The organism is Bradyrhizobium pachyrhizi (assembly GCF_029714545.1).
GTDB classification, from domain to species: domain Bacteria; phylum Pseudomonadota; class Alphaproteobacteria; order Rhizobiales; family Xanthobacteraceae; genus Bradyrhizobium; species Bradyrhizobium pachyrhizi.
This window is the reverse complement of record NZ_CP121667.1, coordinates 3651611-3664768: the sequence shown is the minus strand read 5'-3', so window position 1 is coordinate 3664768 and position 13158 is coordinate 3651611. Positions and strand designations below refer to the sequence as shown.

At 65.5% G+C, this 13158-nt stretch carries 10 protein-coding genes; 2 read left to right on the top strand and 8 right to left on the bottom strand.

From position 1 onward, the window contains the following. Window positions 1-49 precede the first annotated feature (49 nt). Both QA639_RS16735 and QA639_RS16730 read left to right on the top strand, forming a co-directional pair. Window positions 50-1216, top strand: a complete 1167-nt coding sequence (locus tag QA639_RS16735) for an ABC transporter substrate-binding protein (RefSeq protein WP_283090254.1) — start codon at window positions 50-52, stop codon at window positions 1214-1216. Window positions 1217-1297: 81 nt separating this feature from the next. After that, window positions 1298-1747: a cupin domain-containing protein gene (locus tag QA639_RS16730; protein ID WP_283090592.1), complete on the top strand. Its 450-nt coding sequence runs from the start codon at window positions 1298-1300 to the stop codon at window positions 1745-1747. Between the two features lie 113 nt (window positions 1748-1860). Here QA639_RS16730 and QA639_RS16725 read toward each other — a convergent pair whose 3' ends face one another. From QA639_RS16725 to QA639_RS16690, 8 genes are all read right to left on the bottom strand, one after another. Beyond that, window positions 1861-3102 (bottom strand): flavin-dependent oxidoreductase, encoded by a 1242-nt coding sequence (locus tag QA639_RS16725; protein ID WP_283090253.1) that lies wholly within the window; start codon window positions 3100-3102, stop codon window positions 1861-1863. A gap of 306 nt (window positions 3103-3408) precedes the next feature. After that, complete coding sequence (locus QA639_RS16720) at window positions 3409-3804, bottom strand: RidA family protein (protein ID WP_016845838.1); 396 nt, start codon at window positions 3802-3804, stop codon at window positions 3409-3411. A 1-nt stretch (window position 3805) separates the two neighbouring features. Then, window positions 3806-4645, bottom strand: a complete 840-nt coding sequence (locus QA639_RS16715) for an enoyl-CoA hydratase family protein (RefSeq protein ID WP_283090252.1) — start codon at window positions 4643-4645, stop codon at window positions 3806-3808. Between the two features lie 11 nt (window positions 4646-4656). After that, window positions 4657-5436 carry an SDR family NAD(P)-dependent oxidoreductase gene (locus tag QA639_RS16710; RefSeq protein ID WP_283090251.1) on the bottom strand — a complete coding sequence of 260 codons (780 nt, stop codon included), beginning with the start codon at window positions 5434-5436 and terminating at the stop codon, window positions 4657-4659. Beyond that, window positions 5433-7748 (bottom strand): bifunctional salicylyl-CoA 5-hydroxylase/oxidoreductase, encoded by a 2316-nt coding sequence (locus QA639_RS16705; RefSeq protein WP_283090250.1) that lies wholly within the window; start codon window positions 7746-7748, stop codon window positions 5433-5435. The genes QA639_RS16710 and QA639_RS16705 overlap by 4 nt, the downstream gene beginning before the upstream one ends. 347 nt (window positions 7749-8095) lie before the next feature. Continuing rightward, window positions 8096-9631, bottom strand: coding sequence for a sugar ABC transporter ATP-binding protein (locus QA639_RS16700; protein ID WP_283090591.1), 1536 nt, complete (start codon window positions 9629-9631; stop codon window positions 8096-8098). Window positions 9632-9642: 11 nt separating this feature from the next. Next, window positions 9643-10764: an SMP-30/gluconolactonase/LRE family protein gene (locus QA639_RS16695; protein WP_283090249.1), complete on the bottom strand. Its 1122-nt coding sequence runs from the start codon at window positions 10762-10764 to the stop codon at window positions 9643-9645. Continuing rightward, entirely contained in the window at window positions 10764-12896 is a 2133-nt protein-coding gene (locus QA639_RS16690) for an ABC transporter permease (protein ID WP_346283732.1), read from the bottom strand. The genes QA639_RS16695 and QA639_RS16690 overlap by 1 nt, the downstream gene beginning before the upstream one ends. Window positions 12897-13158: the final 262 nt, after the last annotated feature.

Sequence of the window (13158 nt, the reverse complement as noted above, 5' to 3'; positions counted from 1 at the left end):
GCCAATTGGGCCGAAGCCGAAACATCAAAGCAGTGGTCGGGGGAGAGACATGAAACAATTGACGAAGCTCGCGGGATTGGCGGCGCTGCTGGGTGTCGCCGTCACCCCGGCGACCGCGCAGGAGAAGATCAAGATCGGCGTGCTGGTCACAACGTCGGGCCCGGCCGCGGCGCTCGGCCAGCAGGTCCGCGACGGCTTTGCGCTCGCGATCAAGGACCTCGGCGGCAAGATGGCCGGCCGCGATGTCGAGATCGTCAACGCCGATGACGAACTGAAGCCCGACGGCGCGGTGGTCAAGGTGCGCGGCCTGCTCGAGCGCGACAAGGTCGATTTCGTGGTCGGCCCGATCTTCTCCAACATCCTGCAGGCGATCCACCGCCCGGTCACCGACAGCAAGACCTTCCTGATCAGCCCGAATGCCGGCCCCTCCAGCTACGCCGGCAAGGAGTGCAACCCGTTCTTCTATGTCACGTCGTACCAGAACGACCAGGTGCACGAGATCCTCGGCAAGGTGGCGCAGGACCGCGGCTACAAGCGCGTTTACCTCCTGGTGCCGAATTATCAGGCCGGCCGCGATTCCGTCGCCGGCTTCAAGCTCGACTACATGGGCGAGATAACAGAGGAATCCTACACGCCGCTGAACACGCTGGATTTCCAGCCTGAACTCTCCAAGATCGCCGCGCAGAAGCCGGACGCGCTGTTCACCTTCATGCCGGGCGGCATGGGCGTCAATCTCGTGAAGCAGTACAAGCAGGCTGGCGCCACCGTGCCGGTGCTCTCCGCCTTCACCGTCGATGAATCCACCCTGCCCGCGCAGCAGGACGCAGCGGTCGGCATGTTCGGCGGGGCGAACTGGGCCCCGAACCTCGACAATCCCCAAAGCAAGAAGTTCGTCGCCGCCTATGAGGCGACCTACAACGGCGTGCCCGGCACCTACGCCATGCAGGCCTATGATGCGGCGCTGTTGATCGACAGCGCGGTCAAGGCCGTGAAGGGCGACCTCTCCAATAAGGACGCGGTCGCGGCCGCGTTGAAGAAGGCCGACTTCACCTCGCTGCGCGGTGACTTCAAGTTCAGCAACAACGGCTATCCGATCCAGGATTTCTACCTCACCAAGGTCGCGAAGCGCCCGGACGGCAAATTCCAGACCGAGATCGTCGAGAAGGTGTTCTCGAATTATGGCGATCGCTACGCCAAGGACTGCGCCGCCAAGTAAGGCACTCAAAGCGTTTTCGAGCGAAGTGGGTACCGGTTCGCGTGAAGAAAACGCGTCAAATGGAGATCAAGAGACATGACGATGAAAGACGAGATCGCCGGCATCACCCGCGCCAATGAAGGCATCCAGGGCATATCCTGGAGCATCCTCGGCCAGACCTACGTCCCGAAGAGCCGCACCGAGCATTCATTCTCCTGGCACGCCACCTTCCCGCCGGGCACCTTCGTTCCTCCGCATATCCACCCCGACCAGGACGAGTACCTCTACATCCTCGAGGGCAAGCTCGACTTCATGCTCGACGGCGCCGACGAATCCGCAACTCCTGGCGATCTGGTGCGCCTGCCGATGGGCAAGCCGCACGGCATCTTCAACAAGTCGCAGCAGCCGGCCAAGACGCTGTTCTGGGTGTCGCCGACGCGGAGGCTCTACGACCTGTTCTGGGCGATCCACAACATGAAGGAGCAGAACCCGGATGACGTGGTGCGGCTCGCCGCCGAGCACAACATCCACTTCCTGCCGCCGCCGGCGTAGTTTACTCCGTCACTGCGAGGAGCGAAGCGACGAAACAATGCATTCCACCGCACATGCGAGCGATGGATTGCTTCGCTTCGCTCGCAATGACGTGGATATGACTACCTTGCCTCCTACTGCCGCGCCACCACGCGCGCGGCAAAGCCGGCCTTGGCGGCATAGCCGCGCACGATCGCCTCGCGGGCTTCATAGTTGAGAATGGTGTCGACGTCGGTAAAGCCCTGCGGCGCGAGCTGCTCTACTGCGTCGATCACGCCTTCTGGCCCGCCGCGGCGGTTGGAGGCGACGATGTCGGCGGTCATCGGCAGCCGCTGCCGCTCATAGGCCGCCAGCGCCTGCCGCGGATGCTCCGATCGCGCCAGCATGTCGGCCAGGCAGCGCGCATCGAGAATGGCCTGCGATGCGCCGTTCGAGCCGACCGGATACATCGGATGCGCGGCGTCGCCGAGCAGCGTGACGCGGCCGCTCGACCAATACGGCAAGGGATCGCGGTCGCAGCACGGATACTCCCAGAATTCCGGCGTCGCGTTGATCAGTCCGGTGAAGTCGACCTGCGGGATCGTGAAGCTCGTGACATAGGGCATCATCTCGTCGCGCCGGCCGAGATTGGACCAGCCCTCGCGGCGCGGCGGCGGCGAGGTGCCGTCGCCGATCCGCACCAGCACCGCCCAGTTGGTGAGGCGGCTTGCCGGGCTCGAGCCCGGCGCGATCGGATAGATTACGGCCTTGGCGTTCAGCCCGCCGGCGATGATCATCGAGCGCCCGGTCAGGAACGCCGGCCAGTCGGTCGCGCCGCGCCACAGCATCAGGCCGTTCCAGCACGGCCCGCCCTCGTCCGGAAACAGCGTCTGCCGCACTTTTGAGTGGATGCCGTCGGCGCCGATCAGGATGTCGCCGCGCGCCGTATGCACATGGGCGCCGCTGCGGTCGAAGAAATAGGCCGAGACGCCGCCCTCATCCTGGGTGAAGGAGCCGAGCCGGCAGCCGGTGTGGATCGCATCCGCGCCGAGCCGATCGACCACGGCCTGATGGACTACGCTTTGCAGGCGGCCGCGATGGATCGAGAATTGCGGCACGTCGTGGCCGGCATCGAGCCCACGCTTCTCGTGCCAGACCTGCTGGCCATGTCGCGTCAGATAGAACAGCTCATAGGTGCGGATCGCCACCTCGTCGAGCTTGTCGAGCAAGCCAAGCCCCGCCAGCTCGCGGATCGCATGCGGCAATGTGTTGATGCCGACGCCGAGCTCGCGGATCGTCTCGGACTGCTCGTACAGCTCGCAACTGATACCGCGCGAGCGCAGCATCAGCGCAGTGGTGAGGCCTCCGATTCCGCCTCCGACGATAATCGCCTTCATCGTCCTCACCTCCACTCACAACAGGACGCTTTTACGCTTTGGCCTAGGGTCGCATGCCCGCTCGCCCGGCCGCAAGCAGGTTTGTCGTCTGGGACTTGGGCGCGCCCGCGATGATTGGGCTTAGGCTTAACATTACTTCAGCGAACTCCAATTTATCCCCGTCACCCTGAGGAGCGCGGAACGCGCGTCTCGAAGGGTCGACGGGCCACCAGCGGGGCCGTTCATCCTTCGAGGCTCGCCCAGCGGCGCAAGTGCGCCGCAAGGCTCGCACCTCAGGATGACGAAACTGGTAGGAGCGCATTCCCGTCACTCCGGCACCACCGCAATCGCCTGGATTTCCACCTTGGCGCGATCCTCGATCAGGCCGGCAACCTGGATCGCGGTCATCGCCGGAAAGCGCCGGCCAATAATGTCGCGATAGACCGTGCCGATCTCCTTCAGCCGCGCCGAATATTCCTTGCGGTCGAGCAAGTACCAGGTCATCGACACGATGTGCTCGGGCCCGGCCCCGCCGGCGGCGGCGACCGCGACGATGTTGCGCAAGGTCTGGCCGATCTGCGCGACGAGATCGTCGGTCTCGAACACGCATTGTCCGTTCCAGCCGATCTGGCCCGCGATGAAGAGCTGTTTGCCGCGCGCGGCCATGCCGTTGGCGTAGCCGATCGGCTTGGCCCATCCTTCCGGTTGCAGGATCTCGATCATCTCAATTGCCCTCGAAGGCCGGTTTCTGCTTGGCGGCGAACGCCTCGAAGGCGCGGCGGAAATCGCCGGTGACCATGCAGATCGCCTGCGCCTGCGCTTCCGACTCGATCATCTCGTCGACGCCCATCGCCCATTCCTGGTTGAACATCGTCTTGGTCACGCCATGCGCGAACCACGGCCCATCCGCGAGCGAGCGCGCCAGGTCTTGCGCGGCACCGGCGAGCTCCGCCGGCGGCACCAGGCGGTTGTGGAAGCCCCACGCAAAACCTTCCTCGGCCCTCATCGCACGCCCGGTGTAGAGCAGGTCGGCCGCATGGCCCTGCCCGATCACGCGCGGCAGCAACCCGCACGCGCCCATGTCGGCGCCGGCAAGGCCGACGCGGGTGAACAGGAACGCGGTCTTGGCCTGCGGCGTCGCCAGCCGCAGGTCGGATGCCAGCGCCAGCATCGCGCCGGCCCCGGCGCAGATGCCGTCGATCGCGGCGACGATGATCTGCGGGCATTTGCGCATCGCGCGCACCACCTCGCCGGTCATCCGCGTGAAGGCGAGCAGGTCCGGCATCGCCATCCGCGTCAATGGCTCGATGATCTCGAACACATCGCCGCCGGAGCAGAAATTGCCCTCGGCGCCGGTCAGCACGATGGCGCGGACATCGGAGGCATATTTGAGGTTGGTGAAGAGATCGCGCAGCTCCTCATAGGACTCGAACGTCAGCGGGTTCTTCTTGTCCGGCCGGTTCAGCGTGATGGTCGCGACACGGCCGCTCGCATCGACCTGCCAGCGGAAGTGCTTTGCGGGATAATCCTTGAACGGCCGGAGCTTTGCTTTCATCTCGGACATGACGTGTTCCTTCACCCGGTAAGGACTTCGCCGCCGGCGACCGCGACGGCTTGTCCGTTGATTGACGATGCGCCCTCGGCGGCAAGCCAGAGGATGGCGTCGGCGACCTCCTCCGGCGTCACCAGCCGCTGCATCGGATTGACCTTGGCAAGCGCGGCGCGCGCCTCCTGCGCGCTGCGGCCGGTCTTGGCGACGATGTTCGCGGCGGCATCCGCCACCAGCGGCGTATCGGTGTAGCCGGGGCAGACCGCATTCACGGTGACGCCGCGCCGTGCATATTCCAGCGCCAGCGAGCGCGTCAGGCCGATGACGCCGTGCTTGGCCGCGACATAGGCGGAGACGTAGGCATAGCCGGTGAGGCCCGCGGTCGAGGCGACGTTGATCACCCGCCCGCGGCCGCGTTGCGCCATGCCGGGCAACACGGCATGCGTCACCAGGAACACGCTGGAGAGGTTGCTCGCCAGCATGTCGGTCCACAGCGCCGCGCCAGTCTTGTCGAACGGCGCGCTCGCGGCCTTGCCGGCATTGTTGACGAGAATATCGATCGGCCCCGCCTCAGCCTCGATCTGCGCGACACCCTTGCTCACCGCGGCTTGATCAGTCACGTCAATCGAAACGGCGGCGCCTGTCTGCTTGTCGAGCGATGCCGCGGTCGCCTTCAGCGCGTCGATCCGCCGTCCGGCAATGCTGACGCGCACGCCGGCTTTTGCCAGCGCGATTGCCGTCGCGGCGCCGATGCCGGAACCGGCACCGGTCACCAGCGCATGTGCGTTGGACCAGAACCTCATCATGCCTTCACTCCCGCGGCCGCGCGTTCGAGATTGGCCTCGTATTGCGACTTGCCCGACAGATACTGCTTCGGCCAGGCAATCTGCTTGACGCCGATCTTCGCGGCCTCATGCAGCGTCCAAGCGGCGTCGGCGAGATGCGGCCGCGCGATGGCGCAGAGATCGGCGCGGCCGGCGGCGATGATCGAGTTGGCGTGATCGGCCTCCGAGATCGCGCCGACCGCGATGGTGGCGATGCCGACCTCGTTGCGGATCTTGTCGGCGAATGGGGTCTGGTAAAGCCGGCCATAGACCGGATGGTCGTCGGCCCAGACCTGCCCCGAGGAGCAGTCGATCAGGTCGGCTCCCACCTCCTTGAACAGCTTGGCGAAGGCCAGTGCATCCTCGGGCGTGTTGCCGCCCTCGGCCCAGTCGTGACACGACAGACGGACTGACATCGGCTTGTCCTCCGGCCACACCGCGCGGACGGCGCGGAACACCTCCAGCGGATAACGCGCGCGGTTCTCGATCGATCCGCCATAGTCGTCGGTGCGGCGGTTGGTCAGCGGCGACAGGAAGCTCGACAGCAGATAGCCGTGCGCGCAGTGCAGCTCCAGGATATCGAAGCCGGCGGCCGCAGCGCGCCGTGCCGCCGCGACGAACTGGTCGCGCACCTCGTCCATCTCGGCGCGGCTCATCGGCTCCGGGATCTGGCCGTCGGGCAGATAAGGCACCGACGAAGCCGACACCAGCGGCCAGTTGTGGTCCGGCAGCGCTTCGTCCATGCCTTCCCAGGCGACGCGCGTTGAGCCCTTGCGGCCGGCATGGCCGAGCTGGATGCCGATCCTGGCTTGCGAATTCTGGTGCACGAAGTCGACGATGCGCTTGTAGGCCGCCGCCTGCGCGTCGTTCCAGAGACCGCAGCAGCCGGGCGTGATCCGCGCCTCCGGCGAGACGCAGGTCATCTCAGTAAAGAGAAGGCCGGCGCCGCCGAGCGCGCGGGAGCCGAAATGCACCAAATGGAAGTCGGTCGGCACGCCCTCCTCCGCCGAATACATCGCCATCGGCGAGACGATGATCCGGTTGTGAAGCGACAGGCCGCGGATGTGGAACGGCGTCAGCATCGGCGGCGTGACGCGGTCGTTGGTCGCGGCCACGCCGCTGCGCTCCGCGAACCAGCGCTCATACCCCTCGAGCCAGGTCTTGTCGCGCAGCCGCAGGTTCTCGTGGCTGATGCGCTGCGAGCGAGTCAGCAGCGAATACATAAACTGCTCCGGCTCCAGCGTGTCGGCATAGCGCGAGCCGACCACCTCGAACCATTCCATCGCGTTGCGCGCGGCGTTCTGGATCCGCGCCACGTCGACCCGGCGCAGCTCCTCGTAGGCCTTGAGCACCGCGGGAATGCTGTCCCGCGTCGCGCCGTGGATCTTGAACTGGTTGGTGAGCTCGATCGCATCCTCCAGCGCGAGCTTGGTTCCCGAGCCGATCGCGAAATGCGCGGTGTGGGCGGCATCGCCCATCAGCACGACATGGCTGTTGCCGTTGAACGCGGTCCATTTGTCACAGATCAGCCTGGGGAATGACAGCCAGGCCGAGCCGCGCAGATGCCGCGCGTTGGAGACCAGATGATGCCCCTCGAGGATTTCCGCGAACACATTCTCGCAGAACGCGATCGAGTCGCCCTGCTCCATCTTGTCGAGACCGTGGGCGAGATAGGCCTCCTCGGTGGTCTCGACGATGAAGGTCGCCGCGCCCTCCTCGAACTTGTAGATGTGCGCCTGGAACCAGCCGTGCTCGGTCTTGCGGAAGTCGAAGGTGAAGGCGTCGAACGGCCTGACGGTGCCGAGCCAGATATAGCGGTTCGGCCGCATCAGCATGTCGGGCTGAAACGTCTCGGCATATTTGACGCGCACCTTCGAATTGACGCCGTCGCACGCCACGATGAGGTCGGCGTCGGGAAATTCGAGATCGGAATTCACCTCGCGCTCGAAGATCAATTCGACACCAAGCTCCTCGGCCCGCGCCTGCAGGATGTTGAGCAGCCGCTTGCGGCCGATGCCGACGAAGCCGTGACCGGTGGTGCGCATGCGCCGGCCCTTGATCAGGACCTCGATGTCATCCCAATGGTTGAAGGCCTGCTCGATCGTGTCAGCGGTGACCGGATCCCATTTGCGCATGTTGTCCATGGTCGCATCTGAAAACACCACGCCGAAGCCGAAGGTGTCGTAAGGCCGGTTGCGCTCGACCACCGAAATGACGTTCGCGGGATCCAGCATCTTCATCAGGATGCCGAAATAAAGCCCGGCCGGCCCGCCTCCAATGCAAACGATACGCATGGCGTTCTCCCGTTGGCTTCGGCGGATCGGGGTTGCGGACGAGGCACATTCCCCCTGGAGCCGACAAGGGATAATATTTTATACTTAAAATAATTGTCAAGGGAGTTGGCGCTGCACCCCACGCTGTCGTCCCGGCGCAGGCCGGGACCCATACGCCGCAGCAGATGTTGTCGACGGGACTCGTCGTTCCAGCAACGTACAACAATGACAATCTGTGGTTATGGGTCCCGGCCTGCGCCGGGACGACACCGAACTTGTTGCTGCTGATTTGCCCGTCGAAGGCGTGGCAAGGTGGCGGATCGCGTTGCGCTGATCCGCCCTACGCCGAGGACGTACCCACTGCGCCCTCAATGCACCGCGGCGTACAGGATCTTGTCCTGCGTCGCATCCGCCGCATCGAACTCGGCGACGATGCGGCCGGTGCGGGCGACCAGGATGCGGTCGGAGACCGCGAGGATCTCCGGCAGGTAGGAGGAGATCACCACCACCGCCTTGCCCTCGTCGGCGAGACGGCGGATTTCGCCGTGGATGTGCGGGATGGTGCCGACGTCGACGCCGCGCGTCGGCTCGTCGAAGATGATGATCGAGGGGTCCTGCACCAGCGTCTTGGCCAGCACCACCTTCTGCTGGTTGCCGCCGGAGAGCTCGATGATCCTGGCCTTGCGCTGCAATGCGCTGATCTTGAGCCGATCGACCCAGTAGCTGGCGAGCTTGCTGCGCCGCGCGCGCGACAGCAGGAAGCTCCAGCCTTTTCCGGTGGCGAGGCTGCCGATATAGACGTTGTCGTCGACCACCATGGTCTCGAAGAAGCCGTTGGCCTTGCGGTCCTCGGTGATGTAGGCGATGCCGTCATTGATCGCCTGCCGCGGCACGCGGTAGCGGATCGGCTTTCCGCGCAGCCGGATGGTGCCGCCATTGACCAAATTGCGCTTCAGCGCGCCGTAGATGATCTTGGCGATCTCGGTGCGGCCGGAGCCAATCAGGCCGGCGATGCCGACCACCTCGCCGGCATAGACCGAGAACGACATGTTCTTGACCGCCATGCCCATGGTGACGTTCTCGACCGTCAGCACCTTCTCGCGGCGCTGATGGGTTTTCGCCTTGCCGCCATAGACCGCCTGCGCCACCTCGCGCCCGACCATGTGCTGCACCAGCGCGTCGCGGGTGAGCTGTTTGGCCGGCGCCGTGATCACCAGCTTGCCGTCGCGCAGCACGGTGATGCGGTCGGCGATTTGCAGCGACTCCTCCAGCGCATGCGAGATGTAGATGATCGAGACGCCGCGGGCGCGCAGGTCACGCACCAGATGGAAGAAATGGACGATCTCCTCCGGCGTCAGCGACGCGGTCGGCTCGTCGAAGATGATGATGCGCGCCTTGTTGTAGATCGCGCGCGCGATCTCCACCATCTGCTTCTTGGCGGTGCCGAGCAGCGCCACTGGCGTTGCCGAATCGACGTGGAAGTTGAGCGACTGCAACAGCTGCTGGGCCTGGATGTTCAGGGTGCGGAACCGGGTCAGCAGCTTCTCGTTGCCGAGCTCGATATTCTGCGCGGCGGTCATGGTCGGCACCAGGCTGGTCTCCTGATAGACCATGCAGATGCCGGCATTGAGCGCGTCGCGCGGCTGCTCGAAACCGGTCGGCTTGCCGTCGAGCAGATAGTCGCCGGAGGTGAGCTGGATCGCGCCCGCGATCGCCTTGCACAGCGTCGATTTGCCGGCGCCGTTCTCGCCGACCAGCGCATGCACCTCGCCGGGATAGAGGTCGAAATTGACGCCCTCGATGGCGTGGACGCCGCCATAGATTTTCGAGCCGTTGGTGATCCGCAGCACCGGCTCGCGGGCTGCGGAGGTCTCTGCCGTCTTGGCGCCGGGGGCCGCCTGCATCACACCGTCATTCATCGCAGCTCTCCCGTAGTGCGCAGCAGGCGTCCGGCGCCGCGCGCCGCGATCACGACGCCCGATGGCGTGGCGCAGGCGGCGGTGATGCCGTGGAAGCGGCCGCCGGCGCGGCTGTGCAGGCTGTCGGTCGCATCGCCCTCGGCGTCGAGATGCACCAGCAGACCGTAGGAGCGCGGCGGCGCCCACGGCTTCTGGATGCCGAGCGCCTTGACGCTGCCGATCTGCATCGGCTCAAGGCAATCGCTGCCGCCGGCGAGCGCCGGCGCGACCCAGTAATCCGGCGGCATCGTCGCCATCATCTCCTCGCGGAAATCGTCTTCCTTGAGTACGAACTCGATCAGATGGGTGCGGCGGGCAAAGATGCCGAGCAGCATGCCGCCGTGGCCGTCCGGATGCAGCCGCGCCGGATAGCCCGGCATGTTGGCGGCGACGGTCTCGCGCGGACCAAGCCCGTTGCCGCCGAGCGCGAACCGGCTGAGGCGATGCGCCCAGCTCTCGGTGAGCCACAGGCTGTTGCCGTCGGCCGAAACACTCACGCCATAGGGATAGGGCAGATCGCGCAGCAGCACCTGCGGATTGTCGAGGCCGGCGCCGCAGCCGATAAGCCGGCCATTGGCGCGCTTCTCCATCAGGTCGTGCCGCCATTCGCCCGGGCGCCGGCTGGTGCTGCCTTCGACGGCATAGATGCGGCCATCGGGCGCCGCCGTCACCGACAACAGCCCCGTGAGCGCGCCACCGCCGGCAGCCTCCAGCCAGCGCGGATCGGGCTTCGCCGGATCGATCGCCGCAAGGCCCCTGCTCGCGACGCAGACCAGCAGGCGGCCGTCCGGATGCAGCGCGAGCCCGCCGGCATCATCCTCGAACTCGGCGACGACTGTACGTGTCGACAAGTCATTGCCGCCGAGCTTGAGGACCTGGCGTCCTGCGGAAACATAGACCGCGCCGTCGCCGGCGGCGATCACGTCGTCGACGCCGGGCAGCGGCTCGCCGATCGGGGTGGCGGTGTCGAGCCGGTCGTTCGGGCTCAGCGCGCCGTCGAGCGGCGGGATCGCGTTCTGGCCGCCGTCGCGGTCGATGACGCTGCGGACGTCGCGCAGCAGATGATCGAAAAATCCCATTACGTCGTCACCCTGCTCTTTGCGCCCCAATAGGCATCGTAGCCGGTCCAGCTGTCGTCGACGCCGTCGAGCTTGATGCGGCCGATCCGGTTGTTCTCGAGCCCGCCGAGATAGAGATAGCCCTGGTGCTCGCGCATCGAGGTCAACGTCGAATGCGAGATGCCGGTCGGGTCCCACCAGGATTCCAGCGCCTCGCCCTGCTCGTTGAATTTCAGCACGCAGCCATGGTTGAGCGCCGGCGCCAGCCACTCGTCGGTCGGCACCTGCTTCACCATGCGCAGGCGGAAGCCGGGTTTTCGCGCGGCAAGGTCGAATGTCGGCGTGCGGATGCCGACCAGCGCCAGCCAGTAGGTGCCGTCGGAGGCGCGGTTGATGTTGTCGGGATTACCCGGCAGCTCGTCCATCAGCACCTCGGTCTTGCCCTTGTTCGGCCCGCCGATCCAGTGCCGGAACACCTTGCACAGCGAGGTCGACGCGATCAGGATCGATTTGCCGTCATGCGAGACGCAGATCCCGTTCGGGAAATAGAAGTGGTTGATCACCGTGCGCGTGGTCCTGGTCGCGGGGTCGTAGCAGACCACGCGGCCGTTCGGCCTGCCCTCGAGGATGTCGAGGGTGTTGGTGGTCATCTCGTAGCGCGTGGTGCAGTCGCTGAAATAGATCTTGCCGTCGGGCGCGATGTCGAGGTCGTCGGCCATGCGCAGGCGGGAATCGTCGTTCAGCTTGTACCAGGTGCGGTTGGTCTCGTCGGTGACCTTGAAGATGCGGCCGTCGGGCGCGACGCCGTAGACGCCCATGCCGGCGACCGCGACGATCAAGTTCTCGTCGCGATCGAACTGCATGCCGAGCGGCCGGCCGCCGATATGGGCGAACACTTCGCGGGTCTCGAAGTTCGGCCCGGAGAAACGGATCACATTGCCGTCGCGGGTCGAGCCGTAGAGCCGGCCCTGGCGATCGAGGATGACGTCCTCGGGCCCCTCGACCTGATCGACGCCGATCGCCTGCGCATTGATCAGCCGGTCGTTCTGCGCGTAGGGCGAGGTCGCGCCGGGCTGCACCGCCGGCGCCGAGGCGAGCGGCACGAAGGCCGGATTGACATAGATCTTCTGGATCGCCTTGCCGCGGTTCTTCGACCATTTGACGTCGATGCCGACGGCGGCGAGCAGGATCATGCCCGTCACCGCCGAGGTGACGTAGCCCGGGATGCCCATCCGCACGAGGCCGTTGATCAAAAGGAAGATGATCAGCGCGCCGATCATCGCCCGCCACACCGTGCCCTTGCCGCCGGCCAGCGACACGCCGCCGAGCACGACGGCGGTGAGCGCCTGGAATTCCCACCCCACACCGGTGGTGGAATCCGTCGAGGCTTGCCGCGCGGCGTAGAAAATGCCGCTCGCCGCGCACAGCGTTCCCGACAGCACATAGGTCATGAACAGCATCACGCGGACGCGGATGCCGGCGTGGCGCGCCGCCTTGCGGCTGGCGCCGATCGCGGTGAGATGCCAGCCATAGCGCGAGCGCGACAGGAAGATGTGGCAGATCAACAGCACCACGAACAGCGTCGCCGCATTGACGGGAATGCCGAGCACGCTGCCGCCGCCGATGAAATCCCAGGCGTCGCTCTCGACCGAGTTGGTGGCGAACACCTGGGCGTAGCTGGTGTTGAGCAGGTTGACCGAGGCGCGCAGGATGATCAGCGTCACCAGCGTGGTCAGGAACGGCCGCGTCTTCAGGAAGCCGATCAGGAAGCCGTTGATGCTGCCGAGCAGCGCGCCGACCAGAAGCGTCGCCGGCACCGCGAGGCCGACCGGCCATTCGCGCACCAAAAGGAAGTACAGCGCCGCGAAATTGCACAGCGCGAAGATCGCGCCGACCGACAGGTCGATGCCGCCGGTGACGAGGCAGAAGCCCATCGCGAGCGCGACGAAGCCGAATTCGGCGAACAGCCGCAGCAGCGACACCGAGTTCTGCACCGAGGCGTAGTCGGGAATGGTGAGCGCGAAATAGGCCCACAGCCCGACCATCACGGTGAAGGGAACCACCGGCTCGAACCACTGTTTCAGCAACAGCTCCGACAGCAGGAGCCGGGGTGAGAACCGCCGCACCGACGCGGCAAAGGAATCAACGGCCATCGACATCGCCAAAACACCCCTTTGATTGAGCACGATCTTGCGGAACACCCGCTTCCACTTTTCCGGATCATGCTCGTGATCGAGCGTGATCTTGCGAAGAGCCGGCCTGCACGTCCCGGATCATGCTCATGGTCATGACGCGATCGGCCATCGCATCGCGACCTCGTCCCTTGATGAACACGCTCTCCTTGAACGCTGCGCGTCGGTCGGAGAAAAACCGGCTCCACCATGCCGGAGCGTGCTCTTTGATACAGCCGGCGCG